We start from the raw sequence: 24867 nt of genomic DNA, 5'->3' as shown, positions 1-24867 counted from the left end.
TTTTGCTGTTTGTTGTTTGCCGAGGATAATGTTGCTTAGCTATTAACTAGCTTCCTATCTTATTTGCTCCGCCACCTTTCCTGATACATAAAAAAGCCGTCTACCTGTTCGGGTAGACGGCTTTTTTACATGCGTAAAGCTTTTGAATCGTGCTGTTACATCTCTCTTACAAGATGCTCAGCGGGTACTCAATGATGACACGAACATCATTGTTGTCTGCGCTGTAGTTATTGTACGCACCGTTGGAGCGATACACGGCGCTACGCAGGCGGAAGGACAGATTTTTTGCCGGGCCTTCCTGCATGACGTACTTGCTCTCGAAGTTGAACTCGTTCTCCTTGCCTTCACCCAGGCCATTGGTCTCGATGTTGTCACCTCTGACAAAACGAGCCATGAAGGTCAGGCCGGGTACGCCGTAGGTTTTCATGTTCAGGTCGTAGCGCGCTTGCCAGGAGCGTTCCTCACGGCCCACGAAGTCGGAGATCTGGATGGAGTTCGCCACGAACACGGTGCTATTACCGTCAACGCCGTAGTAGTAGGCGTTGTCGCCGCTGGAGCGCTGGTGAGCGATGGTGAATTTATGGGCGCCGATGCTGTAGGCCGCCGCCAGGCTCCACAAATTGTTGTCTACGCCGGTAGTGCCGTCGCCGATCGCATCAACCAGGTCACCACGTTTTTTGCCCTCGGTTTTATAGCCGTTGAGGTCGAGGTTCAGCGATTGGTTGTCATTGATCGGCAGGGTGTAGTTCAGGTTGAGGTACTGCTTCCTGAAGTAGTCATCAGCCTCGGATGCAGCCAGTGTGCCGGTGAAGTTGTCGGTGAAGGCATAGCTGGCACCGAAGATATTGATATAGGTCAGGCCCTTGGCGCCGTTACCATTTTCATCAGGGAGGCCACCGATGCTGTCTCTGCCCATACCGGTTTGTTTGCTCAGGGAGGTGAAGCGACCCGCGCTGACCTCAAGACCCTTGATTTCCTTGCTGGTGATCAAGGTGCCGGTGGCAACTTCTGGCAGCAAGCGGCTGTCATCGGTAGCGAATACCGGACTAGCCACGAACTGCTGACCGTATTTCAGGACGGTATCCGACAAGCGGACTTTGACCGCGCCACCAATCTTGCTTTGAGAGTCTTCCGGATTACCATCGGAGTCGTTGGCAAACAGGCCATTGCCGCGCCGGCCCGAGCCGCCATCTGTTTTGAGCGAGCCCATCGCCATGGCGTCAAGGCCGAAACCGACGGTGCCTTGGGTGAAGCCCGATTCATAATTCAGCAGGGTGCTGATGCCGCTGTCCTGGCGATAACCGCTTTCATAACCTGGGCTGCCATCTTTTTTGGCAACGTTACCGGCGCCATTCCTGTAGTCGCGATTCATGTACTCAAAACGGGTTTTGAGCTTCAGGCTCTGGTCTTCAAGAAAGCCTTTCGAATCGCTCTGAGAGGACGCCATTGCGAACTGCGATGTGCCTGCTGCTACAGCCAAGGCGATCATGCTCCACTTCATCACGCGCATCGTGATTTGCTCCTTTGGTTTTAGGAAGATTATTGCCGTCCCACTTGTGTTTTTATCTGGACGGCTCTTTCTTTTTGTGTCGGCGCAAACTTATATCACGCTGACCATATTGGCGACACTTGCCCATCTATCCTTGCGACTTCTTTACGAGCATGTCGCAAAAAGCTTGGTTCATGTCGTAAATTCACAACCTTACGTAACCAGCGGCACAACTTCAGCGCTGTCGAATGCTTGAGCATAGATAAGAAAGCCTCATGTTCAAGGATTGAACTGTCCATGGTCACAGCGTCTTGCATTGTTACCTTGTCGCGGGAGCTTCAGCGTCCGATCAGGCTCTCTATAGCGACTATGGGAGGAGTAAAGCAACAAGCATGCACAAAGTTGAAAAAAACCAGAAAATATTTTGTTGACGGTCTTGTCGCGCCGAAACCCTTGTGAGAACTGGGGTGAAATCCGTTTCTCATGGTGCTTGACGTTTTGCTTTTTCTTGTGTTGCTAATTAGTTGGTTCTGTGCACAAAGGTAAAACGTTACCGGTCCACACTGCGGATTGGGTGATCGACGGGTAAAAAAGATGCACCGATAGTAGCCGCCTTATGCGATTTTGGTGCAAAAAGGCTTGTAGGTTTTTTCTGTTTGTGTGGTCGATCGATTCTGGTCGGGTGCTCCGGTTATCAGATCAGGCTGGGCCGATATCGCAGGTCGGGGAGGGTTTCAGGAACAGATAGGTTGTTGATTGCAAGCGCCGGTCTTTTGTCCATTGATGGGTAAAAAAGGTGCGCCTGGAGTCTGGAATGGTGCGTATCGTGAGCCGGTGTTTTACTTTGGCGTGCGGAAGGAGGCGATAATCCGTTTGCTATTCTCCGATTGCTTGGCGGTGAACTGGCAGTTGAAGGCGCGTATCCTCATGGTCTGTTGCCGGGCGAAGGTGTTGTCGGTTTGTCGCCTCGGACGGGAAAATCAGTCAAGCAGGAGTGTGTACGGTGTTCGTTCTCGATTCGCGTCTTCAACAAGACACTTTGCCGATGGGCGACTTTGCGTTGTGTCGTCTGCTGTTATCCAATGATTCGAATTATCCTTGGTTCATTCTGGTGCCCAAGCGTGCGGATATCAGCGAGCTATTTCAACTGGAGGCGGCTGACCAGGAGCAGTTGTGGCGTGAAACCACCGCGTTTGCGCAGGTGCTCAAGCAGGTTTTCGAGGCGGACAAGTTGAATGTTGCGACGTTGGGTAATGTGGTCAGCCAACTGCATATGCACGTCATCGTTCGTCGGTGCAGTGATGCCGCGTGGCCAGCTCCGGTGTGGGGCAAACATCCGGCGCGGCCCTATGCCGATGCGCAGGTCGCGCAGATTCGCGAACGGTTGCGCACAGCGCTGGCCGAGGGTTTCTCTTATGTGCAGGCGCAGTCATGAGTCTTGAAGAACGCGTGACCGAACTGGAAACCCGATTGGCCTTTCAGGATGACACCATCCAGTCGCTGAACGATGTGCTGGTGATGCAGCAGCGCGTGGTGGAGCGCTTGCAATTGCAGATGACGGCCCTGCTCAAACGCCATGAGGAAATGATCGGGCAATTCGAGTCGTCCGAAGAGGAAGCGCCACCGCCGCACTATTGACGGTGACGTGCCAGTCTTCGGGCATAAAAAAACCGCGCGCCGTCAAACGGCATCGCGGTTTTTTCAGACCCGATCAGCGACGCGGCAACGCAGCGATCACATCTTCAGCTTGCAGGCCCTTGTCGCGGTTCATCACCGAGAACTCGACGCGCTGGCCTTCGACCAAGACGCGATGGCCTTCGCCACGAATGGCGCGAAAGTGTACGAAAATATCATCACCGGAATCCCGCGAGATAAAGCCGAAACCCTTGGAGGTGTTGAACCATTTCACGGTGCCGGTATCGCGATTGCTCATATCGTAGTTGTGTGAAACCGCAGCGGGTGAAGATCTGTAGAAACTCACGGCCAGGTGCATAGACACAGCCGCCACTGCGGCTACCAGGCTCAACAGTACGGCGGGCTGGCTGCCGATCATCGGCAGGGGGGCGAGCAGTACCAGGATCTGTAGGGCAACGGCGAGGATCAGCAGGACGCTGACCAGATTCTGCACCTGGTGACGTGGACCCTTGTTCCAGTAAGGAATGACCGGAGCCAGGATGAGGTTGAGCAAGCCGAAGAATGCCAGGTAAAGCGCATCGGGTTGTTGCAGGTAAGGCACGGCTTCGGATCGCAGGCTAGGTATAAAGGACAGCAGCAGGGCGACAGCGCCCGTTATCAGATGGACGATTTTTAACATTTTGATTAACTCACTCAAGATAGATCGCAAGGAAGAGCTGACGACGAGCGGTTCGCTTCTGAAAAAAGGTGAGGCGGTGAGCACGCAAGCCTGTCAGCCTATGCGTCGCTGCCGATATCCGGCGCGACGACACAACCTCTATTTAACAGCAAAGCCAGGGCCTTCTCAAATTAACGGTTTGAGCGGTATCGCCGGACTTTTTGGGTGCATGTCGCAAGAGGCGAGCAGAGGCCTGTCCTAGACACCTGCAGGTCAGTGGTTCGAGCCGCGACGAGCGGGTGATGGGCGTTCGGACTGTTCTTGCATAGCTGGCGCAAGCTATGGGCGGGCAAGGCGGATTTGTCGCACGGGGCAGGTGACGCCAGGGCTGCACGGGGCACGGACTCTTGCTAGAGTGGTCCGACACCTTCACGGGTTATCTCAATCACATCAAAGGGACTCATATGGCTATTGATATCGGTATCAGCGAAGCAGACCGCAAGTCTATTGTTGAAGGTCTTTCCCGCCTGCTGTCGGATACTTATGTACTTTATCTGAAGACCCATAACTTCCACTGGAATGTCAGCGGCCCAATGTTTCGGACCCTGCATTTGATGTTTGAAGAACAATATAACGAGCTGGCACTGGCGGTGGATTCGATTGCCGAGCGAATCCGCGCGTTGGGATTCCCCGCGCCAGGCACTTATTCAACTTATGCCCGCCTGTCCTCGATCAAGGAGGAGGAAGGCGTGCCGAGTGCCGAGGAAATGATCCGGCAGTTGGTACAGGGCCAGGAAGCGGTGACCCGCACGGCGCGTGGCATATTTCCACTGCTGGAGAAGGTCAGCGACGAACCCACCGCCGATCTGCTGACTCAGCGCATGCAGGTGCATGAGAAAACCGCCTGGATGTTGCGAGCCCTGCTGGAAGGCTGAGGCTTGGCGCGCGGATGAGGTCCTTGTGGCTTCATTCGTGCGATTGCCAGGTGTGTGCGGGCATGCCGTTCCTGCCGGCTCGCGTCGCTGTTCTGCATTTTCTGGTTGCCTCATCCTACGGTTTTCATGGTCCGGTCCGCTGGATAAGAACTTTTGCTTAATGTTTTATGTAAAAGAGATTTTCCAGGAATGTCTTTATTCAAAGGCATGTAGCGACGGAGTGCGAGGAAGATGGTGCAGTTAAGTCAGTGTGTGGGGGAGACTGGTTTGTTTCGTAAAGCCAGGACGGAACCCATGTTGCTGGAGTTTGATATCGGATTGGCAAAACCGGTATCGCGATCGGTTCGCCTGAATGGGTTTGCAACCTGTCTGCGCTTGGAGGAGGTGTATTGGAAAGTGTTGTCCGACATGGCCGGCATCAACCAGTGCACGGTCAATGCGCTGCTTTCCAATGTCGATATGGAGGTACATCTGCGTTATGGAGGGGTAAAGAATTTCAGTGGTTTGATTCGTGTGGTCTGCATGGTGCATCTTTTGACATCGGGTGGTTTGCACCGTTCGGCCTGATTGCGGGTGAGAGGCGTCCCGCTCTGGCGTTCAGCTTGTAGAATGTCTTGAAAGGAGGCGCCTGTCGGTATTTGGCGAATACACTGAGCGGGACGGTCGGTCATACGGCTGCAAAGCCTCGATTTAACGGATATAATCCCGCTCTTTGCTGCATGGCCCGACTCTGGGCTCGGGCAGCAGTGATGTCGTTATCTGATTGTCGAGATGCCCCATGCCCATGTACGACTACCAATGCGCTTCCTGTGCTCATCAGTTGGAAGCCATTCAGAAAATCAGCGCCGCCCCTCTGGTCGATTGCCCGGCCTGCCAGGCGCCAGCGTTGAAAAAGATGCTTTCGATGCCCGGTTTCCGCCTCGGCGGTAGCGGTTGGTACGAGACCGATTTCAAGACCGGCGCCAAGAAAAACCTGGCCGGTGGCGACAAAGCCGACTGAAAATGAATCACACGAGCAGGCTCTTGCGCGCTACAGGTACTACGGTGCGCAAGACCTCACCGAATTCGAATTACGAGAAGTGAAACCACGACCATGATGCGCAGCCATTATTGCGGCCAACTGAACGAGAGTCTTGAAGGCCAGGAAGTCACCCTTTGCGGATGGGTCCACCGTCGTCGTGACCATGGCGGGGTGATTTTCCTCGATATCCGTGATCGCGAAGGTCTGGCCCAGGTGGTCTTCGACCCGGATCGTGCCGACACCTTTGCCGCCGCCGATCGTGTGCGCAGTGAGTACGTGGTGAAGATCACCGGCAAGGTGCGCCTGCGCCCAGCCGGTGCCGGTAACGCCAACATGGCCTCCGGTGCAATCGAAGTGCTCGGTTACGAGCTGGAAGTGCTGAACGAAGCGGAAACCCCGCCGTTTCCGCTCAACGAGTACTCCGATGTCGGCGAAGAAACCCGCCTGCGCTATCGCTTTATCGATCTGCGTCGCCCGGAAATGGCCGAGAAGCTGCGCCTGCGTTCGCGCATGACCACCAGCATCCGTCGTTACCTGGACGAAAACGGTTTTCTCGACGTCGAGACACCGATCCTGACCCGTGCGACGCCAGAAGGCGCTCGTGACTATCTGGTACCGAGCCGTACCCATGCCGGCAGCTTCTTTGCCCTGCCGCAATCGCCGCAGTTGTTCAAGCAACTGCTGATGGTGGCCGGCTTCGACCGTTACTACCAGATCGCCAAGTGTTTTCGCGACGAAGACCTGCGTGCCGACCGCCAGCCGGAATTCACTCAGATCGACATCGAGACCAGCTTCCTCGATGAAAAAGACATCATGGGCCTGACCGAAGGCATGATTCGCAACTTATTCAAGGAAGTGTTGGGTCAGGAGTTCGGCGAGTTCCCGCACATGACGTGGGACGAGGCCATGCGCCGTTATGGCTCCGACAAGCCGGACCTGCGTATCCCGCTGGAACTGGTGGACGTCGCCGACCAGCTCAAGGACGTTGAATTCAAGGTGTTCAGCGGCCCGGCCAACGACCCGAAATGCCGCGTGGCCGCCTTGCGTGTCCCCGGTGCGGCGAGCATGCCGCGCAGCAAGATCGATGACTACACCAAGTTCGTCGGTATCTATGGTGCCAAGGGCCTGGCGTACATCAAGGTCAACGAACGCGCCAAGGGCGTGGAAGGCCTGCAATCGCCGATCGTCAAGAACATCCCCGAGGCCAACCTTAACGTGATCCTCGATCGCGTCGGCGCGGTCGATGGCGATATCGTGTTCTTCGGTGCCGACAAGGCCAAGATCGTCAGCGAGGCCCTGGGCGCGCTGCGGATCAAGATCGGTCACGACCTCGAGCTGCTGACCAGCGAGTGGGCGCCGCTGTGGGTCGTCGACTTCCCGATGTTCGAGGAGAACGAAGACGGCAGCTTCACCGCCTTGCATCATCCGTTCACCGCGCCGAAGTGCTCGCCCGAAGAGTTGCAGGCCAACCCTGCCGCCGCGCTGTCCCGCGCCTACGACATGGTCCTGAACGGCACCGAGTTAGGCGGCGGTTCGATCCGTATCCACCGTAAGGAAATGCAACAGGCGGTGTTCCGTCTGCTGGGTATCAGTGAAGCGGAACAGGAAGAGAAGTTCGGCTTCCTGCTCGATGCGCTGAAATACGGTGCTCCACCCCACGGTGGTCTGGCTTTCGGCCTCGACCGTCTGGTGATGCTGATGACTGGTGCCCAATCGATCCGCGAAGTGATCGCCTTCCCGAAAACCCAGAGCGCGGCCTGTGTCATGACCCAGGCACCGGGCCTGGTGGACGCCAAGGCGTTGCGCGAGCTGCACATTCGCCTGCGTGAAACACCCAAGGCCGAGTAACTCGGTGCTTGCGGGCGCATCCTTGGATGCGCCCTTTCTTTATATAGGGTCGAAAATTTCGCTTGCCAACCCGTATTGATTGCGTGGCGGGCAATGTTTCAAGGCAATTTTTCAAAGAGCATCGGAGCAAGTTATGGCGGGTCATTCCAAGTGGGCGAACATCAAGCACCGCAAAGAACGTCAGGATGCCAAGAAGGGCAAGATCTTCACCAAGTGGATTCGCGAGCTGACTGTTGCCGCCCGGCAGGGTGGTGCTGAGCCGGGCTCCAATCCACGCTTGCGCCTGGCCCTGGACAAGGCCTTGGGTGCGAACATGAGTCGCGACATCATCGACCGCGCCGTGGCCCGCGGTGCCGGCGCCGCCGACACCGACGACATGGTCGAACTGAGCTATGAAGGTTACGGTCCGGGCGGTGTGGCGGTGATGGTCGAATGCATGACCGATAACCGCAATCGTACCGCCGCCGCCGTGCGTCATGCCTTCAGCAAATGTGGCGGCAACCTCGGCACCGACGGCTCGGTGGCCTATCTGTTCGAGCGCAAGGGGCAGATATCCTTCGCGCTGGGCGTCGACGAAGATGCGCTGATGGAAGCTGCGATGGAGGCTGATGCCGACGACGTGGTGACCAATGAAGATGGTTCGATCGATGTCTTCACTTCGTTTTCCGGTTTCTACGCGGTGCGTAACGCCTTGGAGGCTGCTGGGTTCAAGGCCGGCGATGCGGAAATCGTCATGCTGGCGACCACCAGTGCCGAACTCGATCTCGAAGGTGCGGAGAAGGTCCTGAAAATGATCGACATGCTCGAAGACCTGGATGATGTGCAAAACGTCTACTCCAACGCGGAAATTCCCGAGGCTGTGCTGGAACAGCTCGGCTGACCGACTTACGCTCCTGTCTGACAGGGGCGTCTCCCGTTGCAGCGCAAAGGACTGGCGTCCTCTGGGCGACACGCTATCGACCTGCATGCATATACAGTAGATACTAGGCGTCATTGGCAGGCTTTCTCGATTAAACCGCAGGCGTTATGACTCTTATTCTTGGTATCGATCCAGGGTCGCGAATTACCGGTTACGGTGTGGTACGCGACACTGGGCGTGGCTGTGTCTATGTGGCGTCGGGGTGCATTCGCACCGGCAGTGGTGAGCTGCGCGAGCGGTTGCAAGTGGTCTACCGCAGTGTGCGGGAGGTGATCCAGACCTATGAGCCGGTGACCATGGGCATCGAAAAGGTGTTCATGGCAAAGAACCCCGATTCGGCGCTCAAGCTCGGCCAGGCGCGTGGCGCGGCGATTGTCGCCGGGGCCGAAGAGAACCTGGAGATTGCCGAGTACACGGCGACGCAGGTCAAGCAGGCGGTGGCCGGTACGGGCGGCGCGAACAAGGAACAGGTGATGATGATGGTGATGCACTTGCTCAAGTTGACCAGCAAGCCGCAGGTCGACGCCTCGGATGCGTTGGCGATCGCCTTGTGCCATGCACACACGCGTTCGAGCCTGTTGTCCCATGGATTGGGGGCGGCACGGGCTCGTGGCGGTCGCCTGCGTCTCTGATAGCATCATCAGCTTAAACAATTTTGCTTGCCGATAGCGTGTCCTGCCGGATGATGGCAGGTCTATCGGCCTGTTCATCAGCCCCCTGGCCTGGCCGGAAATAAGGATCTGATACGTGATTGGACGCTTGCGCGGTACCCTGGCTGAAAAACAGCCGCCGCACCTTATCCTGGATGTGAATGGACTCGGCTATGAGCTGGAGGTCCCGATGACCACGCTCTATCGTCTGCCGTCGGTCGGCGAACCGCTGACGCTGCACACCCATTTGGTCGTGCGCGAGGATGCCCAGTTACTCTATGGCTTTGTCGGCAAGCGCGAGCGTGACTTCTTTCGCGAGCTGATCCGCCTGAATGGTGTCGGACCCAAGCTGGCGCTGGCGTTGATGTCCAGCCTGGAGGTTGATGAGCTGGTACGTTGCGTGTCGGCCCAGGATACTTCGGCCTTGGTCAAGGTGCCGGGGGTCGGCAAGAAGACCGCCGAGCGTCTGCTGGTCGAGCTCAAGGACCGCTTCAAGGCTTGGGAAACCGTGCCGAGCATGTTTGCGTTGGTGCCCAACCAGCCGGATGGCTCGCCGCCGGTGCCGGTGCCGGTGCCGGTTGCGAGTGCCGAGACGGATGCGGTCAGCGCACTGATTTCCCTGGGCTACAAGCCACAGGAAGCCAGCAAGGCGGTGTCTGCCATCAAAGAGAAAGGCTTGAGCAGCGAAGATATGATTCGCCGCGCCCTGAAGGGAATGATTTAAGTGATTGAAGCCGATCGTTTGATAACCGCCTCCGGCGGGCGCGACCGCGAGGAGGTCCAGGACCGGGCAATTCGTCCGCTGAGCCTGGCCGAGTACATCGGTCAGCCCACGGTCAAGGAGCAGATGGAGCTGTTTATCCAGGCGGCCCGGGGCCGCAACGAGTCCCTTGACCACACCTTGATCTTCGGGCCGCCGGGGTTGGGCAAGACTACCCTGGCCAATATCATCGCCCAGGAGATGGGGGTATCGATCAAGAGCACGTCCGGACCGGTGTTGGAACGGGCGGGCGACCTGGCGGCGCTACTGACCAATCTCGAGCCCCACGATGTGCTCTTCATCGACGAAATCCACCGCCTGTCGCCGATTGTCGAGGAGGTATTGTATCCGGCGATGGAGGACTTTCAGCTCGATATCATGATCGGCGAAGGCCCGGCCGCACGGTCGATCAAGCTGGATTTGCCGCCGTTCACCCTGGTAGGGGCGACCACTCGCGCGGGTATGTTGACCAATCCGTTGCGTGACCGCTTCGGTATCGTGCAGCGTCTTGAGTTCTATAGCACCGCGGATCTGGCGACCATCGTCAGTCGTTCGGCTGGGATTCTCGGGTTGCCGCTGGATCCCGAGGGGGCTTTCGAGATCGCTCGGCGCGCGCGCGGTACGCCGCGGATCGCCAACCGATTATTGCGGCGAGTCCGTGATTTCGCCGAGGTGCGGGCCAAGGGGCATATTACCAAGGCGGTCGCTGACCTGGCGCTGAACCTGCTGGATGTCGACGAGCACGGTTTCGATCACCAGGACCGACGTCTGTTGTTGACCATGATCGAGAAGTTCGACGGTGGCCCGGTGGGGGTGGACAGCCTCGCGGCGGCGATCAGCGAGGAAAGGCACACCATCGAGGATGTGCTCGAACCCTACCTGATCCAACAGGGCTACATCATGCGTACTTCCCGTGGGCGGGTGGTCACCCGGCACGCGTATTTGCACTTCGGTTTGAACATTCCCTCACGTTTAGGTGAAATGCCCGTAGCAGACGGGTTTCTTGATGCGCTGGACGAGTAAAGGCAAGACCGAGGCTGATTTATTCGATGTTTGCGTTGTCCGAAGGTACGTGTCACAAATCTTTATGCAAAAAGTCGTGGAAGTATGAAAAACAGTTGCCTGGCCGGATTGGCAACCTGAGGAGTAAGCACTAGAGTATGCGCGCGCAAAACGGGGTTCAGTCGTTCGCACATCGCTGTCGCGTTTATTACGAGGACACCGATGCTGGCGGCATCGTGTATTACGTTAATTACCTTAAATTCATGGAGCGGGCTCGAACCGAGCGGCTGAGGGCGCTGGGTTTTGCCCAATCGCAGCTGATGGGGGAGAACCTGCTGTTCGTCGTACATTCCAGCGAAGCGCGTTACCACGCGCCGGCGCGACTGGACGACGAGCTGTCGGTCAGCGCTGATGTCATTGAATTGAACCGAGCGAGCCTGCGTTTCAAGCAGCAGGTTCGGCGAGCAACGGATTCAACACTGCTCTGTGAAGGGCAGTTTCTGGTGGCGTGCGTGCGCGCCGACAGTTTGAAACCCCGGGCCATTCCAGAAGCCTTGCGGTCGGCCTTTGCCGACTCAAGCGGCGCGGGTACTCACTTACAGCAGGAGAAAAAGCGTGGAAGCTAACGTCGTCGACCATACCTCCATGTGGAGTCTGGTCAGCAATGCCAGCATCGTGGTGCAGTTGGTCATGCTGATCCTGGTGGCTGCCTCAGTCACCTCGTGGATCATGATTTTTCAGCGCAGTAATCTGCTGCGCGCCGGTCGTCGTGCTCTGGAGAGCTTCGAGGAACGCTTCTGGTCGGGTATCGACCTGTCCAAGTTGTACCGTCAGGCCGGTAGCAACCCAGATCCGGACTCGGGGGTCGAGCAGATCTTCCGCGCCGGCTTCAAGGAATTTTCTCGTCTGCGCCAGCAATCGGGTGTCGATCCGGAGGCGGTGATGGAAGGCGTGTCCCGTGCCATGCGCGTGGCCATTTCCCGCGAGGAGGAAAAACTCGAGCAGAGTCTGCCGTTCCTTGCGACCGTGGGTTCCGTCAGCCCGTATATCGGCCTGTTCGGCACCGTCTGGGGGATCATGAATTCCTTCCGTGGCCTGGCGACTGCCCAGCAGGCGACCCTGGCCACTGTTGCTCCCGGTATTTCCGAGGCCTTGGTCGCCACCGCCATTGGCCTGTTCGCGGCGATTCCGGCGGTGATCGCCTACAACCGGTTTGCCGCCCGCGGTGAAACCCTGATCAGCCGTTATTACACCTTCGCCGACGAGTTCCAGGCGATCCTGCACCGTAAAGTGCACACCAGCGAAGAGTGAGCAGGTAAATCCCCATGGCCCGAGTTCGCCACAAACGCAAGCCGGTTGCCGAGATGAACGTGGTGCCATACATCGACGTGATGTTGGTATTGCTGGTTATCTTCATGGTTACCGCACCGATGCTCAACCAGGGCGTGAAAGTCGATCTGCCCAAGGTTTCCAGCGAAGCCTTGCCGCAGGACAACAACACCCAGGTCCTGACCATTTCGATCAAGGCTGACAAGACCTACTACTGGAATCTTGGCAGTGAAGTCGACACCGAAAAGCAGCAGGACAAGGCCATGACCTTGCCGCAGATGACCGACGCCGTGACCAAGATCATTCGCGCCGGCAACGAGGGCGGCAAGCACACCCAGGTCTTCATTCGTGGCGACAAAAGCGTCGACTACGGTGCCGTCATGGGAGCCATGGGCGGTCTGCAAAAAGCAGGGGTCGGTAATGTTGGCTTGATTACCGAGGCGCCCTGATGCAGCAACAGCGAGAGCCGTCCACCTCGGAAAGCTACTTCTGGCCCAGCGTCTGGGCGATAGGCTTGCACCTCCTGATTTTCGGCATGTTGTTCGCCAGCTTTGCCATGACTCCGGAACTGCCGCCGGCCAAGCCCATCGTCCAGGCGACTCTGTACCAACTGAAATCGAAGAGTCAGGCAACCACCCAGACCAATCAGAAGATTGCGGGTGAGGCGAAGAAATCCGCCGCGCGCCAGACCGAAGTCGAGCAGATGGAACAGAAGAAGGTCGAGCAGGAAGCGATAAAGGCAGCGGAAAAAAAGAAAGAAGAGGCCGCTCAAAAGACCGAAGAAGCGAAAAAAGCTGACGAAGCCAAGAAAGCGGACGAGGCAAAGAAGGCCGACGAAGCCAAGAAAGCCGACGACGCGAAGAAGGCCGCCGAGGCGAAAAAGGTTGAAGAGAAACAATTGGCTGATATAGCCAAGAAGAAAGCCGAAGAAGAAGCCAAGAAGGTCGCTGAAGAAGAGGCCAAGAAAAAGGCGGCTGAGGAAGCGAAGAAAAAGATAGTCGAAGACGCGAAGAAGAAGGCCGCGGAGGACGCCAAGAAAAAAGCTGAAGCGGAAGAGGCGAAGAAGAAGGTCGCCGAAGACGCGAAGAAGAAAGCAGCGGCCGATGCGGCGAAGAAAAAGTCGCAGGATGCCGCGCGTAAATCCGCCGAGGAGAAGAAGGCCCAAGCCCTGGCCGATTTGCTTTCCGATACGCCGCAGCGCCAGCAGGCCCTGGCGGATGAGCAGGGCGATGAAACCGCGGGCAGTTTCGACGATCTAATTCGCGCCCGTGCCGCGGAGGGTTGGGCTCGCCCGCCTTCGGCACGTAAAGGGATGACGGTGGTGCTGCAGATCGGCATGTTGCCGGATGGTACCGTGACCACGGTCTCGGTGGCCAAATCCAGTGGCGATGGGCCGTTTGACGCATCGGCGGTAGCGGCGGTCAAGAATATTGGTCGTTTGACAGAAATGCAGGGAATGAAACCGAGCGACTTCGCTCCTTATCGTTCATTCAAGATGACATTCACACCTGAGGATCTAGCCTTGTGAGAAACCTTCTTCGAGGAATGCTTGTCGTGATCTGCTGTCTGGCAGGGATGGCGGTAGCAGATGAAAAGAACATTTTGGTTACCAGTGGCAGTGACCGGGCGACGCCGATTGCGGTGGTCCCGTTCGGTTGGCAGGGCGGTAGCGTGCTGCCGGATGACATGGCCCAGATTGTCGGCGACGACCTGCGTAACTCCGGTTACTACTCGCCGATCCCGAAGCAGAACATGATCAGCCTGCCGACCCAGGCCAGCGAAGTCATCTACCGTGACTGGAAGGCCCTGGGCGCCCAGTACCTCATGGTCGGCAGCATTGTCCCGGCAGGCGGTCGCCTGCAGGTACAGTATGCGCTGTTCAACGTCGCCACCGAGCAGCAGGTGCTGGCCGGCAGCGTGTCGGGCACTGCCGAGCAACTGCGCGATATGTCGCACTACATCGCCGACCAGTCGTTCGAAAAGCTCACCGGCATCAAGGGCGCGTTCTCGACCCGCATGCTGTACGTGACAGCCGAGCGCTTCTCGGTGAACAACACCCGCTACACCCTACAGCGCTCGGACTATGACGGCGCGCGTGCGGTGACCCTGTTGCAATCGCGCGAGCCGATCCTCTCGCCGCGTTTTGCGCCGGACGGCAAGCGTATCGCCTATGTGTCGTTCGAACAGAAGCGTCCACGCATCTTCGTCCAGCATATCGACACCGGTCGTCGTGAGCAGATCACCAACTTTGAAGGTCTGAACGGCGCGCCGGCCTGGTCGCCAGATGGCACGCGCCTGGCGTTCGTGCTGTCCAAGGACGGCAACCCGGATATCTACGTGATGAACCTGGCTTCGCGTCAGATCAGCCGTGTAACCAGCGGTCCGGGCATCAACACCGAGCCGTTCTGGGGCAAGGATGGCTCGACGCTGTACTTCACTTCCGACCGCGGCGGCAAGCCGCAGATCTACAAGACCAAGGTCAATGGTGGCAGCGCGGAGCGGGTGACCTTTATCGGTAACTACAATGCCAACCCGAAACTGTCGGCTGATGAAAAGACGCTGGTGATGATCCACCGTCAGGATGGTTTCACCAATTTCCGAGTTGCCGCTCAGGATTTGCAGCGCGGCAGCGTAAAAATCCTTACAGACACTAACCTTGATGAGTCAGCTACTGTCGCGCCCAACGGCACCATGGTAATCTACGCCACCGCCCAGCAGGGCCGGGGAGTCTTGATGCTCGTGTCCATCAACGGACGCGTAAGGCTCCCGCTTCCTACCGCACAAGGCGAAGTCAGAGAACCTTCCTGGTCCCCTTACCTGAACTGACGCGGCGCTGTACGTTTTACTTAACACACTGGGGTTCATTAGGAGTTTCACGATGGAAATGCTGAAGTTTGGTAAATTTGCTGCGCTGGCTCTGGCCATGGCTGTAGCTGTAGGTTGCTCGTCCAAAGGCGGCGACAACGCCGGTCAAGGCGCTGTTGATCCAAACGCTGGTTACAGCGCTAACACCGGTGCCGTCGATGGCTCGATGAGCGAAGAAGCTGCTCTGCGCGCAATCACCACCTTCTACTTCGAATACGATAGCTCGGACCTGAAGCCAGAAGCCATGCGTGCGCTGGACGTTCACGCCAAGGACCTGAAAGCCAACGGCGCTCGTGTCGTTCTGGAAGGCAACACCGACGAACGTGGTACTCGTGAGTACAACATGGCACTGGGCGAGCGTCGTGCGAAAGCCGTTCAGCGCTACCTGGTACTGCAGGGTGTTTCCCCAGCTCAGCTGGAATTGGTTTCCTACGGTAAAGAGCGTCCAGTTGCTACTGGCCACGACGAGCAGTCCTGGGCTCAAAACCGTCGCGTCGAACTGCGTAAGTAATTCGTCATGCGAACGTGCCGTCGTGCTGTAACTGTATTGGCTCTCAGCCTCATGCCGCTTGCGGCGTGGGCTGCGGTTCCCGTGGTCGATAACAACTCCGGCTATAACAATAGCGGTGGGAGTTATCCTCCTGCGGGTTACGGTACGAACGGCGCCTATGCCGGGGGAGGGGTTTCGGCCCCTGTCTCGGCACAGGGCGAATTGTTCAACCAATTGCAACGCATGCAGGAACAACTTGCGCAGCAACAAGGCGTAATCGAAGTTCTGCAAAATGATGTAGCGCGCATGAAGCAGGAAAGCCTGGAGCGATACCAGGATCTTGATCGGCGCATAGGCAGTGGCGGCGCTCCGGCGACTGCGGCGCCTGATAATTCTTCCGGCGGTGGCGATGTCAATGCCGGCGTCGGTGCTGCACCTGCTGCCCTGGCCCCGGCGGCCAGCGGTGAATCTGGCGATCCTGCGAAAGAAAAGCTGTACTACGACGCTGCTTTCGACCTGATCAAAGCCAAGGATTTCGACAAGGCCAGCCAGGCATTCGGCGCCTTTCTGCGCAAATACCCGAACAGTCAATACGCAGGCAATGCGCAATACTGGCTGGGTGAAGTGAACCTGGCCAAGGGCGACTTGCAAGGTGCCGGCCAGGCCTTTGCCAAAGTCAGCCAGCTGTATCCCAAGCATGCCAAGGTACCTGACTCGCTGTACAAGCTGGCTGACGTAGAGCGTCGGCTGGGGCACACCGATAAGGTGAAGGGCATTTTGCAGCAGGTGGTTTCCCAGTATCCGGGCACCTCGGCTGCCCAGTTGGCTCAACGGGACCTACAGCGCATGTGATGTGTTGAGGACCTGAATCAAGAAACCCGCGCTTGTCGCGGGTTTTTTCGTTAGAATTACTGCCCTTTTTATGAAATACGCTGTTCTGGACGGTGCGATTGCCGGTTCATGACGGTGCCTGACGGAGGCGGACAGCCTGTTTAGCTGTTACGCCCGTGGCGAATATGCAAGACACATTGAGAATTACCGAAATTTTTTACTCGTTACAGGGTGAAGCGCGCACCGCTGGGTTGCCGACAGTATTTGTGCGCCTGACGGGCTGTCCCCTGCGCTGTCAGTACTGCGACAGCGCCTACGCCTTCAGCGGCGGTACGTTGATGACGCTGGACGGCATTCTCGATCAGGTTGCCGGTTACCGGCCGCGCTATGTCTGTGTGACGGGCGGCGAGCCGTTGGCCCAGCCCAATGTCATACCGCTACTCCAGCGGCTCTGTGACGCTGGTTATGAGGTTTCCTTGGAAACCAGCGGCTCACTGGATATCTCGGCGGTGGATACGCGGGTCAGCCGCGTGGTCGATCTGAAGACGCCGGGCTCCAAGGAGGCGCATCGCAACCGCTACGAAAACATTGAGCGGCTGACCGCCAATGATCAGGTCAAGTTCGTGATTTGCTCCCGCGAAGACTACGACTGGTCGGTGTCCAAGCTGATCCAATACGGCCTGGAGAAACGGGCCGGTGAGGTGCTGTTCTCGCCGAGTCATCACGACTTGCCGCCCCGAGATCTGGCGGACTGGATCGTGGCGGATAACCTTCCCGTGCGCTTGCAGATGCAATTGCACAAATATCTATGGAATGATGAGCCGGGGCGCTGATATGACCACTCAAGCGAACACTGAAAAAAAAGCGGTAATCCTGCTGTCCGGGGGCCTTGATTCGGCGACCGTGGTAGCCATGGCGCGTGCCGATGGTTACCGCTGCTACACCATGAGTTTCGATTATGGCCAACGCCATCGCGCCGAGTTACAGGCCGCCGAGCGGGTTGCGCGGGACCAGGGGGTGATCGAGCACAAGGTCATCGGCTTGAACCTGAACGGTATCGGTGGCTCGGCATTGACAGACAGCGCCATCGAGGTGCCCGAGGCCCCGGGCGAGGGGATTCCGGTGACCTACGTACCGGCACGCAACACCGTGTTCCTATCCTTGGCGCTAGGCTGGGCCGAGGTGCTCGGTGCACGGGATATCTTCATCGGTGTGAATGCGGTGGACTACTCCGGCTACCCGGATTGCCGCCCCGAGTTCGTCGAGGCCTTCGAAACTCTGGCCAACCTGGCGACCAAGGCCGGTGTCGAGGGGGACGGTTTCCGTATTCGGGCCCCACTGCAGAACCTGAGCAAGGCTGATATCGTTCAGGCCGGAGTCAAACTGGGCGTCGATTACTCGCTGACCGTTTCCTGCTATCAAGCGGATGCTAACGGCTTTGCCTGTGGGAAATGTGACAGCTGTCGCCTGCGGGCCGAAGGCTTCTCGGCGGCCGGAATCGGCGACCCAACCCGTTATTTTTGATTTTTTTATATAAAGTGTTGAATTACCGTTAGAAATCAGTATTATACGCGCCACCACACAGCGGGTCGTTAGCTCAGTTGGTAGAGCAGTTGGCTTTTAACCAATTGGTCGTAGGTTCGAATCCCACACGACCCACCATATTTTGGCGGTTTAGAAAATCCGGAAGGCCCACGCAAGTGAGGATTTCCGGGTTTTTTTGCCTGCAAAAAAGCGAATGAGCTTCAGAGGCCAGGCAAGCTCCTTCCCTTCCATCATGACAATGGCTAGTGGTTGGCCTTTATCGGTGTCATCAGTTGCAACTGCTGGCGATACTCATCGGTAATCTGCCTCGCCTCGCCGTTGCCGGTGATCACCCGTGGCGTGATCAGCACGATCAGCTCCGAGCGTCCACGCTGACGTTGGGTGTTGCCGAACAACCACTGCAGGCCAGGAATCCGCCCCAGGTACGGCACGCTGTTGTCGGTGCCATTTTCGTTCTGCTTGATCAGGCCGCCGAGCAAGATGGTTTGTCCGCTTTGTACCGCCACTTGCGTCGAGACAGCGCGGGTCGAGATGGTCGGGTTGCCGTTGGCATCGACGGTGTTGCTGGCATCGCTGACTTGCTGTTGGATATCCAGGTACACCAGGCCACCCGGATTGATCCGCGGCACCACGTCGAGGATCACGCCCGTCTGGATGTATTGCACCGAACTGGTACTGATGGTGGTGGTGTTGGTATTGATGGTGGTCTGGTTGATCGGGATGTTGTCGCCGACTTGGATCTGCGCCTGCTGGTTGTTCATGACCACCAGCGACGGAGCGGACAGCACGCGGGTATTGCCGTTGGTTTCCAGGGCGTGCAAGGCCACTTGCAGGTTGTTGCTGACGAACGAGTAGAACAACGAGTCGGTAGCACCCAGCGCGGCACCGCCACGTCCCAGCGCACCCTGGCTGCCGGAGACGTTTTCAATACCTTTGGTCGCCGAGTTTGCGGCCAGGCGTCCGAGATACCACTGCACCCCCAGGTTCAGCGAGCCGCTGAGGCCGACTTCCAGTATCCGGGTTTCGATCTGCACCTGCATCGGTGGATTGTCGAGTCGTTGGATGGCCGACTGGATCTCGGCCCACTGGGTCGGTCGGCTACGCACCAGCAACTGGTTGCTGCTTTTTTGCGCGGTGATACGCACCGAATTGGTCGGGTTGTTGGTATTGTCCGGGCCTCTGGCGGCATTGTTGGTGGCGGGAGCTCCCAGTTGCAGATCGTCGCTGGTGCGCTCTGGGGCGATACGGGTATCTGCCGAGCTGCTCATAGGCGGCGGCAAACCCGGGCCGCCGCTGCCGTTGGTGGGCAGCCCGTTACCGATGCCTGAGGCACCGCCCGAGCTGCCGCCGAAACCGTTGCTGGTCAGGGTCACGGTGCGCAACCCCGGCGCGACCTGCGCTGCGGCCTCTTCGGTGACCGATTCGTCGTTGTAGATCTGGCGCAGGTAGCGGGCCAGGTCCGTAGCCTTCATGTTGCGCACGTCATAGACATACATCTGCGGTTCGTCACCGCCGCCCTGATCAATGGTGTCGATCCAGCGGCGGACGTCGTTCAGGTATTCGGCTTGCGGGGAAATAGCGACAATCGCGTTGGTGCGTTCGATCGGCAGGAAACGCAACATACCTGCCAGCGGTGTGCCGCTCTGGGCGCCGAACAGGCGATCCAGCTCGGGCATCAGTTGGCTCACATTGGCGCGTTTGAGACCAAACACGCCGATGGACATGCCCTGCAGCCAGTTGACGTCGAAGGTATTGATGGTCTGCTGGTAATTGTTCAACTCCTCCGGCGTGCCCGCCATCACCAACACGTTGCGCGAAGTGTCGACGACTAGGAAAGCGTTCTCCCGGGCAAACGGTTTGAGCAGTTTTTGCATCTCCAACGGCGAGATATAGTCCAGTACGAAAAATCGCGCACTCAGGCCGCTGCCCGGCTCCTGGATCGATTGGCGGGGGGTGAGTTGGCCCGCGACCGCCTGGTTGGCCGGGAGGATCAGATAACGCTCGCCCTGGCGGATGATCGCGTTGTTGGTCCAGGACAACAGGGTCTCGAGGATGGAAAACGCCTGGGCCTTGTCTACAGGCCTTGAAGTCGAGAAGGTCACGTCCCCGGTCACGCCCTGGCCGATGCTGTAGTTCTGTTTGAGTACATCGCCGAGGATGGTGTTGATCACCGCCTGGATCGGCACGCCGGCGAAGTTGAACATTGTCCCGTTGTCGCCAGCCGGCACGGGGTGCGGTTTGACCGTGGCGCCATCGCGGGCCAGCAGGCCCTGGTTGCCCCTGATGATCTGTGATCCGGAGGCCGCCGGGGCCTGAAGCGGCACGGCGAGGGAAGCTGACGACATTGCCGTCGCCAGAGGCGGACGATCAGCCCCCGTGCCGGCCAGGCCTTGCCGGATCAGTGAGTCGTCTTGACTATCATCGGTCACCGGCGCGACGCAGCCCGAGAGCAAGAGGCAACCGATAAGGTAGGGACAGACGATACGCTCGATCACATTGATTCATCCTTGTAGAGGCGTCCGGCGCCCAAAGTGTCAGGCACTGGCGTGGTGTTAATGCACGGCCGTGGCCGGCAATTTCAAAACGGGGATGCTCAGTTCCTGCTCGGTGGACTGGAAGCTCAGCGAGACTTTTTCAGCGGTTATCCGTTCGACCCGCCAGCCGTTGGGCAGGGTTTCGCCTTCGGCCACGCTCAGGTTCTTGCCCTCTCGGCTCTTGAACAGAGCCCTGCGCAGGGTCGCGGAGACGGCGACGCCGTTCAGCGAAAGGCCGGCGAGCGATTGCGTATCGTGTTCGCCCGTAGCTAGCGAATTCGTTGGGTCGGGCTTGCGATCACGGTTGAACAGCGAGCGCTCCCAAATCCCGGCATAGGACGACAGCGGTGGCGACGTTTCGACCGTCACGGCTACAGGAGGCACCGCCGGCGGCAGATGCGCCTGCTCGGGATACCACTCGATTTGCGCGCCCAGTCCTTCGAGCAAGGCCAGGCACAAGGTGGCGGTCGATGCCACGAAAACCCCCAGCCAGAGCGTGAGGCGGTCCGGGGTTTTCATGCAGGTGGCTCCCCGTTGGCGGGGGCGAGGTTTTTATCCGGCGGGTTGTTCAGGTAGGCACCGATTTGCAACTGTACCGCCAGGCGATAAGTGTTTTCGGGAGTCTGGGCCGGATTCTGGCGAATGCTGAGGGCCTCGACAAACAGTGAAATGTGCTGGTTTTCCAACCCGTGGAGCAACATCACGAGGGGCTCTATGGCACAGTCCAGGTTGATGCTGACCTTGACTTGGCGATAGGGCGCGGTATCGCCGACCGCAAGCGGCATGCGATTGCTCATTGTGCAAACGCCGCTCTGCGCAGGCAGGGCCTGCAGGCTGGAGGCCACTTGTTGCATAAGTTGCGCGGTGGCGGCGCCGGCATCGGAGTCCGGCAACAGGCTGTCGTTGCTCGCCGGTAGGTTGCGGGCTTGGACCAGTTGTGCCTCCAGTAGCGGGCGTTGGTGTTCAAGAGCCTGGTAGCGTTGGTGCTGGGCGCGCAGCGCCTCCATATCAGCGCTGATCGACTGTAGCGGCGCGGTGAACCACCAATGGATACCGATGAAATAGGCGGCGATCAGGCACAGTACGGCCAGCATCAAGGCCGCGCCGCGTTGGTCACGGCGTGTCAGGCGCAGCGGCATGTTGCTCCTCCGGGGGACGCAGGCGTGCGGTGAGATTGAGGCGGTCCTGGCCGGTGGTCGCGTCGGCCTGGATCGCCCCCTGAAATTGCAGGTCCCGCAGGGTCGCACAGGTCTTCATCTTGGCGATCAGGTCGCTGGCCTGACTGCTTTGTGCGCTGAGAGTCAGGGTGCCTTGGGCGTCGATGTCCAACTGCTCCAGCCAGGTGTCGGTGGGAATGCAGGTGGTCAATTCTTGCAGCAATGCGGTTTTGGACAGCGACAGGGCTTTTTGTGTTTGCACGTAGCGTCCGGTGTCGAGCTGCTCATCGAGTTGTCGGCGCAACGTCTGAATCTGCTGGGTGTCGTTGCGCAGTGCGGTGACCTGGGCCTTCATGACATCCAGCGCCGACTGGCGGTTATGCACCCACATCAGCATGGCGGCTACCGACAGGCCGGCACTGAGCAGGGCCAATCCGAGTTGCAGTCGTCGAGTCGGGTGACGGGTCTGGGGGCGGCGTTGGGCCGGTAGCAAGTTGACGTTCAAGCGTGAGCCGTCGCGATCTTGTGCGTCGATGGCATCGATGCGCCATCCGGTTTGTGCGGCCTCCTCCAGAATTGCGTCGATCCGTTCGCGCAGGGCGACCACCAGGGTCAGCTCGAATACTGCTCGGGCACGGTCCACGGTCGGATCGCGGACGCTATCGAAATAGACCTGGTCGGCCTTGAACGGCGTGTACTTGTCCATCTCGAAGGCCAGCGCCGCATGGGCTTGTGCGGCGGCTGCCCGAGGGAGTTGCACGTGGGCGAGCATCACCTGTTCGTAGGGCATCAACAAGACTTGGCGGCGACTCCCCGCCGGCCGATCGGCAGTGGAGTCATGGCGCCATGCTCCTTCGTGCCAGCGCAGCAGGTGTTCCTGGTTCGCCGATGCCAGGCGCGCGTGCCAGCGCCGAGGTAGGCAGCCCAGCAGTTCTCCTCGCCACCAACGCAGGAACACCGGCAGGCGCGAGGCACGCCATTGTTGTGAGAAGTGGCGCGTGGCACCCAGTAGCGCGGCGCGCCAGCGACTTTCTGGCGGCTTCATTCTTGCCACCGCAGCACGCGATAGAGTTGCGTACCCTCCGCCTGGGGGTTGAGCAGAAACGTCACGTTGAGATTGGCCGCAACAGTCGCTGGTAATGTTGCCTGTATCTGTGCGTTGTAGATTGGCCCTGCCGGGCTTGCGATTGCGGGCGCCGCCAGCTTGAGCGCGGCGCGCAGTGGCGCGGTAGCTAGGCTCGGGTCGGGTTGTGCCAGCCCTGTCCACGGTGTCAGGTTCGGGGCCAGTCGCGCGTAGAGTTGGCGATCCATGGCGGCAAACAACTGAAACTCTTCGACGGCCCTTATCGGGCGGCTTCCATTGCGCCGTGCCAGCAGCTCGCGGGTCAGCTTCTTGCCTTGAGCGGGGCTGGCGCCCAGATAACGCACGACCCGGTTGAAGTCTTCGGGGCTGACCTGGTTCAGGTCCAGCTTGCCGCGTTCGCTGTGCAGTTCGACGCTGACCTGGGCGTCTTCGACGTTCAGGCGATAGCGGCGGCCATCGGCAATTATTCGGGGCGTTTTGCTCGACAGGTCTTGCACCACCAGCGCCAGGCCGGACTCGGCGGCGAGCAGGGCGCGGGCGTGCTGCAAGGCATAGGCGCTCTGGCGGTTTTCCAGGCGCACCGTGCCCACCGCCACGGCCATCATCAGGCTTAGCAGCGCCAGGGCCCAGAGCGCCAGGACCAGGGCGGCCCCGCGTGCGCTGTTCATCGCGAGGCCTGAGCGTCATTGCCGCCCAGGTTCATGCGGATGAGCACCACCAGAGGGGGCCAGGCGATGGCGCCGCTGACCTGCAATTCGATACGCAACGCCTGCGGTAGGCGCGTTGGCCAAGGCCAGCGTGGCAGCCAGCCGGTGGCTTGCGACTGCTCGTCCAAGCCCCGGTAGCTCAACCGCCATTTATCCAGTCCGTGCAGCAGGATCTGCGGCTCGCCCCAAGGATGCAGGGCGCGCTCGTCGATCTGGAAGAAAGCCACTTGCAGATCCTTTGAACTGCGCCGGTTTTCAATCACCGAGAACACCTGCAAGGGCATGCCTCCCGCAAGTCGCGGCGGCAGTGGGGCGACAAAGCGCATCTGTTCGCGCTCGCCCTCGAACATCCAGTCGTTGTTTTTCGTGTCGCGCAGAAACACTATCGGATGGGCCTGTTGCACCGTGTTTCGGAGAAAATTCTGCGCCGAACGGATCTCCTCCAGACGGCTGGAATAACGTTCGCCGAAGACTTGCGTGCGGCTGCTGGCGCTCAGTGCCGAGGCGATCAGCACCATCAGCAAGCCGAGCAGGCTCAGCGCGATCAGCACTTCCAACAAGGTGAACCCACGCAACCGGGACGTCATGGCTGGACTCTCACGATCCGCCCCTGGGCGCGCCAGGTGACGAAGCGCTCCTGTCGGGTGCCTTGTTCCAGCACCAGCTCCAGTCGATACAGGTCCACCGGTGGGGTAGCGGGTTGTGCGGTCGCGGTGAGTTGCCATTGCACCTGCGCCAGGTTGCCTTGCCAGTGCCCCGGCTTGAGCGGCCCATGGCCGCGGTCGTCGAAAAGGCTCCTGGCCAGCAGCGCCATGCGGGTGCTCTGTTCGTCGCGCAGCAAGGCCTGGCTCGTGGTGCCCATCGCGTTGAGATAAATGGCAAAGCCGATGCTCAGCAAGACCACCGCCGCGAGCATTTCCAGCAGGGTAAAACCGCTCTGGGTCGATGTTTTCATGGCTGTGCCCCATCCTGCCAACTGACCTTGCCGGTCAGCCAGGCGATATCTACCCGCCAGCTGTTCGGACCACGCTCCAGGTAAACGTTGCCGCCACTGGAGCCGCCGTCCGGATAGAACTCGACTGCTCCGTCCCGGGACGACGACAGGTCGACGGCAGTGGTCAGACGCAAGTGCATGCCCTCGGGCAGAAAGTGTTCGGCCTGGTGGCCTATCCGGTAGCTGTCGCGCCGCAGGTCGAAGTGCAAAGTGGTCGGTTGTCCGCTCAGCACCGCTTGGCTGCGGACACTGCGCAGCGCCAGGCTTAGCTCGCGCTTGGCCTGGCGTTCACGAGCGTTGTCCAGGCCACCGGTCACACTGTGGGCCAGCAGACTGGTTCCGATCGAGATGATCAGGATCACCACCAGCATTTCCAGCAGGGTGAAACCCCGTGTGGCGCCCAGGTCGGCCATG

The 24867-nt window shown here is 59.0% G+C and carries 29 protein-coding genes and 1 tRNA gene; 20 read left to right on the top strand and 10 right to left on the bottom strand.

Features of this window, described 5'->3' with window-relative positions:
* Positions 1-166 precede the first annotated feature (166 nt).
* The gene (locus tag BMX68_RS03500; protein WP_017131982.1) at positions 167-1510 is read right to left on the bottom strand and encodes an OprD family porin; all 1344 of its coding nucleotides are present in this window, start codon (positions 1508-1510) and stop codon (positions 167-169) included.
* Between the two features lie 982 nt (positions 1511-2492).
* Here BMX68_RS03500 and BMX68_RS03495 point away from each other — a divergent pair.
* Complete coding sequence (locus BMX68_RS03495) at positions 2493-2924, top strand: HIT domain-containing protein (RefSeq protein ID WP_017131983.1); 432 nt, start codon at positions 2493-2495, stop codon at positions 2922-2924.
* Entirely contained in the window at positions 2921-3127 is a 207-nt protein-coding gene (locus BMX68_RS03490; protein WP_017131984.1) for a SlyX family protein, read from the top strand. Before BMX68_RS03495 ends, BMX68_RS03490 begins: the two co-directional genes overlap by 4 nt.
* A 73-nt stretch (positions 3128-3200) precedes the next feature.
* On the opposite strand, the gene BMX68_RS26580 is transcribed toward BMX68_RS03490, so the two are convergent.
* Complete coding sequence (locus BMX68_RS26580; protein WP_017131985.1) at positions 3201-3803, bottom strand: cold-shock protein; 603 nt, start codon at positions 3801-3803, stop codon at positions 3201-3203.
* A 443-nt stretch (positions 3804-4246) separates the two neighbouring features.
* On the opposite strand from BMX68_RS26580, the gene BMX68_RS03480 reads away from it, so the two are divergent.
* The 18 genes from BMX68_RS03480 to BMX68_RS03395 all read left to right on the top strand — a co-directional run bounded on the left by BMX68_RS03480 (position 4247) and on the right by BMX68_RS03395 (position 18094).
* Positions 4247-4717, top strand: a complete 471-nt coding sequence (locus BMX68_RS03480) for a Dps family protein (protein ID WP_060782908.1) — start codon at positions 4247-4249, stop codon at positions 4715-4717.
* Between the two features lie 294 nt (positions 4718-5011).
* Positions 5012-5284: a ribbon-helix-helix domain-containing protein gene (locus BMX68_RS03475; RefSeq protein WP_017131986.1), complete on the top strand. Its 273-nt coding sequence runs from the start codon at positions 5012-5014 to the stop codon at positions 5282-5284.
* A 211-nt stretch (positions 5285-5495) separates the two neighbouring features.
* A complete protein-coding gene (locus BMX68_RS03470) occupies positions 5496-5717 on the top strand; it encodes an FmdB family zinc ribbon protein (RefSeq protein WP_017131987.1) in 222 nt (73 codons plus the stop codon).
* A gap of 93 nt (positions 5718-5810) precedes the next feature.
* Positions 5811-7586, top strand: coding sequence for an aspartate--tRNA ligase (aspS, locus tag BMX68_RS03465; RefSeq protein WP_017131988.1), 1776 nt, complete (start codon positions 5811-5813; stop codon positions 7584-7586).
* Positions 7587-7719: 133 nt separating this feature from the next.
* Positions 7720-8466 (top strand): YebC/PmpR family DNA-binding transcriptional regulator, encoded by a 747-nt coding sequence (locus tag BMX68_RS03460; protein ID WP_017131989.1) that lies wholly within the window; start codon positions 7720-7722, stop codon positions 8464-8466.
* 146 nt (positions 8467-8612) lie between these two features.
* Positions 8613-9137, top strand: a complete 525-nt coding sequence (gene ruvC / locus BMX68_RS03455; protein WP_017131990.1) for a crossover junction endodeoxyribonuclease RuvC — start codon at positions 8613-8615, stop codon at positions 9135-9137.
* Positions 9138-9252: 115 nt separating this feature from the next.
* Positions 9253-9879: a Holliday junction branch migration protein RuvA gene (gene ruvA, locus BMX68_RS03450; protein WP_017131991.1), complete on the top strand. Its 627-nt coding sequence runs from the start codon at positions 9253-9255 to the stop codon at positions 9877-9879.
* A complete protein-coding gene (gene ruvB / locus BMX68_RS03445) occupies positions 9880-10938 on the top strand; it encodes a Holliday junction branch migration DNA helicase RuvB (protein ID WP_017131992.1) in 1059 nt (352 codons plus the stop codon).
* A gap of 137 nt (positions 10939-11075) precedes the next feature.
* On the top strand, positions 11076-11543 hold the full coding sequence (gene ybgC, locus BMX68_RS03440) for a tol-pal system-associated acyl-CoA thioesterase (RefSeq protein WP_017131993.1): 468 nt from the start codon (positions 11076-11078) through the stop codon (positions 11541-11543).
* Positions 11533-12228 (top strand): protein TolQ, encoded by a 696-nt coding sequence (gene tolQ / locus BMX68_RS03435; protein ID WP_060782912.1) that lies wholly within the window; start codon positions 11533-11535, stop codon positions 12226-12228. The genes ybgC and tolQ overlap by 11 nt, the downstream gene beginning before the upstream one ends.
* 14 nt (positions 12229-12242) lie before the next feature.
* Positions 12243-12695, top strand: a complete 453-nt coding sequence (gene tolR, locus BMX68_RS03430) for a protein TolR (RefSeq protein ID WP_011063015.1) — start codon at positions 12243-12245, stop codon at positions 12693-12695.
* Positions 12695-13774 carry a cell envelope integrity protein TolA gene (tolA, locus tag BMX68_RS03425; protein WP_017131994.1) on the top strand — a complete coding sequence of 360 codons (1080 nt, stop codon included), beginning with the start codon at positions 12695-12697 and terminating at the stop codon, positions 13772-13774. Before tolR ends, tolA begins: the two co-directional genes overlap by 1 nt.
* Positions 13775-13821: 47 nt before the next feature.
* Positions 13822-15072: a Tol-Pal system beta propeller repeat protein TolB gene (gene tolB / locus BMX68_RS03420; RefSeq protein ID WP_017131995.1), complete on the top strand. Its 1251-nt coding sequence runs from the start codon at positions 13822-13824 to the stop codon at positions 15070-15072.
* A 52-nt stretch (positions 15073-15124) separates the two neighbouring features.
* Positions 15125-15622 (top strand): peptidoglycan-associated lipoprotein Pal, encoded by a 498-nt coding sequence (gene pal / locus BMX68_RS03415; RefSeq protein WP_017131996.1) that lies wholly within the window; start codon positions 15125-15127, stop codon positions 15620-15622.
* A 6-nt stretch (positions 15623-15628) separates the two neighbouring features.
* A complete protein-coding gene (gene ybgF / locus BMX68_RS03410; RefSeq protein ID WP_026013181.1) occupies positions 15629-16453 on the top strand; it encodes a tol-pal system protein YbgF in 825 nt (274 codons plus the stop codon).
* Between the two features lie 164 nt (positions 16454-16617).
* Positions 16618-17265: a 7-carboxy-7-deazaguanine synthase QueE gene (gene queE / locus BMX68_RS03405; RefSeq protein WP_026013182.1), complete on the top strand. Its 648-nt coding sequence runs from the start codon at positions 16618-16620 to the stop codon at positions 17263-17265.
* 1 nt (position 17266) lies between these two features.
* Complete coding sequence (gene queC / locus BMX68_RS03400) at positions 17267-17956, top strand: 7-cyano-7-deazaguanine synthase QueC (protein ID WP_026013183.1); 690 nt, start codon at positions 17267-17269, stop codon at positions 17954-17956.
* A gap of 62 nt (positions 17957-18018) precedes the next feature.
* A tRNA-Lys gene (locus BMX68_RS03395) sits at positions 18019-18094 on the top strand.
* 125 nt (positions 18095-18219) lie between these two features.
* On the opposite strand, the gene gspD is transcribed toward BMX68_RS03395, so the two are convergent.
* Genes gspD through BMX68_RS03355 form a run of 8 tightly spaced genes read right to left on the bottom strand, consistent with a single transcriptional unit; the run spans position 18220 to position 24866 of the window.
* Positions 18220-20472, bottom strand: a complete 2253-nt coding sequence (gspD, locus tag BMX68_RS03390; RefSeq protein WP_017132000.1) for a type II secretion system secretin GspD — start codon at positions 20470-20472, stop codon at positions 18220-18222.
* A 57-nt stretch (positions 20473-20529) separates the two neighbouring features.
* Positions 20530-21030 carry a type II secretion system protein, XpsN-like gene (locus tag BMX68_RS03385; protein WP_017132001.1) on the bottom strand — a complete coding sequence of 167 codons (501 nt, stop codon included), beginning with the start codon at positions 21028-21030 and terminating at the stop codon, positions 20530-20532.
* Positions 21027-21650, bottom strand: coding sequence for a type II secretion system protein GspM (gspM, locus tag BMX68_RS03380; RefSeq protein ID WP_017132002.1), 624 nt, complete (start codon positions 21648-21650; stop codon positions 21027-21029). The genes BMX68_RS03385 and gspM overlap by 4 nt, the downstream gene beginning before the upstream one ends.
* Positions 21625-22713, bottom strand: coding sequence for a PilN domain-containing protein (locus BMX68_RS03375; protein WP_017132003.1), 1089 nt, complete (start codon positions 22711-22713; stop codon positions 21625-21627). The genes gspM and BMX68_RS03375 overlap by 26 nt, the downstream gene beginning before the upstream one ends.
* Positions 22710-23420 carry a hypothetical protein gene (locus tag BMX68_RS03370; RefSeq protein WP_060782975.1) on the bottom strand — a complete coding sequence of 237 codons (711 nt, stop codon included), beginning with the start codon at positions 23418-23420 and terminating at the stop codon, positions 22710-22712. Before BMX68_RS03370 ends, BMX68_RS03375 begins: the two co-directional genes overlap by 4 nt.
* Positions 23417-24046, bottom strand: coding sequence for a type II secretion system protein GspJ (locus BMX68_RS03365; protein ID WP_017132005.1), 630 nt, complete (start codon positions 24044-24046; stop codon positions 23417-23419). Before BMX68_RS03365 ends, BMX68_RS03370 begins: the two co-directional genes overlap by 4 nt.
* On the bottom strand, positions 24043-24414 hold the full coding sequence (locus BMX68_RS03360; RefSeq protein WP_017132006.1) for a type IV pilus modification PilV family protein: 372 nt from the start codon (positions 24412-24414) through the stop codon (positions 24043-24045). The genes BMX68_RS03365 and BMX68_RS03360 overlap by 4 nt, the downstream gene beginning before the upstream one ends.
* The gene (locus BMX68_RS03355) at positions 24411-24866 is read right to left on the bottom strand and encodes a GspH/FimT family pseudopilin (protein WP_017132007.1); all 456 of its coding nucleotides are present in this window, start codon (positions 24864-24866) and stop codon (positions 24411-24413) included. Before BMX68_RS03355 ends, BMX68_RS03360 begins: the two co-directional genes overlap by 4 nt.
* Position 24867: the final 1 nt, after the last annotated feature.

This window comes from Pseudomonas agarici (assembly GCF_900109755.1).
GTDB classification, from domain to species: Bacteria; Pseudomonadota; Gammaproteobacteria; order Pseudomonadales; family Pseudomonadaceae; genus Aquipseudomonas; species Aquipseudomonas agarici.
Note: the sequence above shows the minus strand (reverse complement) of the source record. Positions and strands in the feature narration are given on the sequence as shown.

What these genes read in the sequence shown, in the direction of transcription:
- aspS (WP_017131988.1), top strand. Translation starts at nt 5,811, where the DNA reads ATGATGCGCAGCCATTATTGCGGCCAACTGAACGAGAGTCTTGAAGGC.
- BMX68_RS03365 (WP_017132005.1), bottom strand. Translation starts at nt 24,046, where the DNA reads ATGACGTCCCGGTTGCGTGGGTTCACCTTGTTGGAAGTGCTGATCGCG.
- queC (WP_026013183.1), top strand. Translation starts at nt 17,267, where the DNA reads ATGACCACTCAAGCGAACACTGAAAAAAAAGCGGTAATCCTGCTGTCC.
- tolB (WP_017131995.1), top strand. Translation starts at nt 13,822, where the DNA reads ATGGCGGTAGCAGATGAAAAGAACATTTTGGTTACCAGTGGCAGTGAC.
- tolA (WP_017131994.1), top strand. Translation starts at nt 12,695, where the DNA reads ATGCAGCAACAGCGAGAGCCGTCCACCTCGGAAAGCTACTTCTGGCCC.
- gspM (WP_017132002.1), bottom strand. Translation starts at nt 21,650, where the DNA reads ATGCCGCTGCGCCTGACACGCCGTGACCAACGCGGCGCGGCCTTGATG.
- ybgC (WP_017131993.1), top strand. Translation starts at nt 11,076, where the DNA reads ATGCGCGCGCAAAACGGGGTTCAGTCGTTCGCACATCGCTGTCGCGTT.
- BMX68_RS03500 (WP_017131982.1), bottom strand. Translation starts at nt 1,510, where the DNA reads ATGCGCGTGATGAAGTGGAGCATGATCGCCTTGGCTGTAGCAGCAGGC.
- ybgF (WP_026013181.1), top strand. Translation starts at nt 15,629, where the DNA reads ATGCGAACGTGCCGTCGTGCTGTAACTGTATTGGCTCTCAGCCTCATG.
- tolR (WP_011063015.1), top strand. Translation starts at nt 12,243, where the DNA reads ATGGCCCGAGTTCGCCACAAACGCAAGCCGGTTGCCGAGATGAACGTG.
- BMX68_RS03460 (WP_017131989.1), top strand. Translation starts at nt 7,720, where the DNA reads ATGGCGGGTCATTCCAAGTGGGCGAACATCAAGCACCGCAAAGAACGT.
- BMX68_RS03470 (WP_017131987.1), top strand. Translation starts at nt 5,496, where the DNA reads ATGCCCATGTACGACTACCAATGCGCTTCCTGTGCTCATCAGTTGGAA.
- BMX68_RS03385 (WP_017132001.1), bottom strand. Translation starts at nt 21,030, where the DNA reads ATGAAAACCCCGGACCGCCTCACGCTCTGGCTGGGGGTTTTCGTGGCA.
- BMX68_RS03375 (WP_017132003.1), bottom strand. Translation starts at nt 22,713, where the DNA reads ATGAAGCCGCCAGAAAGTCGCTGGCGCGCCGCGCTACTGGGTGCCACG.
- queE (WP_026013182.1), top strand. Translation starts at nt 16,618, where the DNA reads ATGCAAGACACATTGAGAATTACCGAAATTTTTTACTCGTTACAGGGT.
- BMX68_RS03370 (WP_060782975.1), bottom strand. Translation starts at nt 23,420, where the DNA reads ATGAACAGCGCACGCGGGGCCGCCCTGGTCCTGGCGCTCTGGGCCCTG.
- BMX68_RS03490 (WP_017131984.1), top strand. Translation starts at nt 2,921, where the DNA reads ATGAGTCTTGAAGAACGCGTGACCGAACTGGAAACCCGATTGGCCTTT.
- BMX68_RS26580 (WP_017131985.1), bottom strand. Translation starts at nt 3,803, where the DNA reads ATGTTAAAAATCGTCCATCTGATAACGGGCGCTGTCGCCCTGCTGCTG.
- pal (WP_017131996.1), top strand. Translation starts at nt 15,125, where the DNA reads ATGGAAATGCTGAAGTTTGGTAAATTTGCTGCGCTGGCTCTGGCCATG.
- BMX68_RS03360 (WP_017132006.1), bottom strand. Translation starts at nt 24,414, where the DNA reads ATGAAAACATCGACCCAGAGCGGTTTTACCCTGCTGGAAATGCTCGCG.
- BMX68_RS03475 (WP_017131986.1), top strand. Translation starts at nt 5,012, where the DNA reads ATGTTGCTGGAGTTTGATATCGGATTGGCAAAACCGGTATCGCGATCG.
- BMX68_RS03480 (WP_060782908.1), top strand. Translation starts at nt 4,247, where the DNA reads ATGGCTATTGATATCGGTATCAGCGAAGCAGACCGCAAGTCTATTGTT.
- ruvC (WP_017131990.1), top strand. Translation starts at nt 8,613, where the DNA reads ATGACTCTTATTCTTGGTATCGATCCAGGGTCGCGAATTACCGGTTAC.
- BMX68_RS03355 (WP_017132007.1), bottom strand. Translation starts at nt 24,866, where the DNA reads ATGGCCGACCTGGGCGCCACACGGGGTTTCACCCTGCTGGAAATGCTG.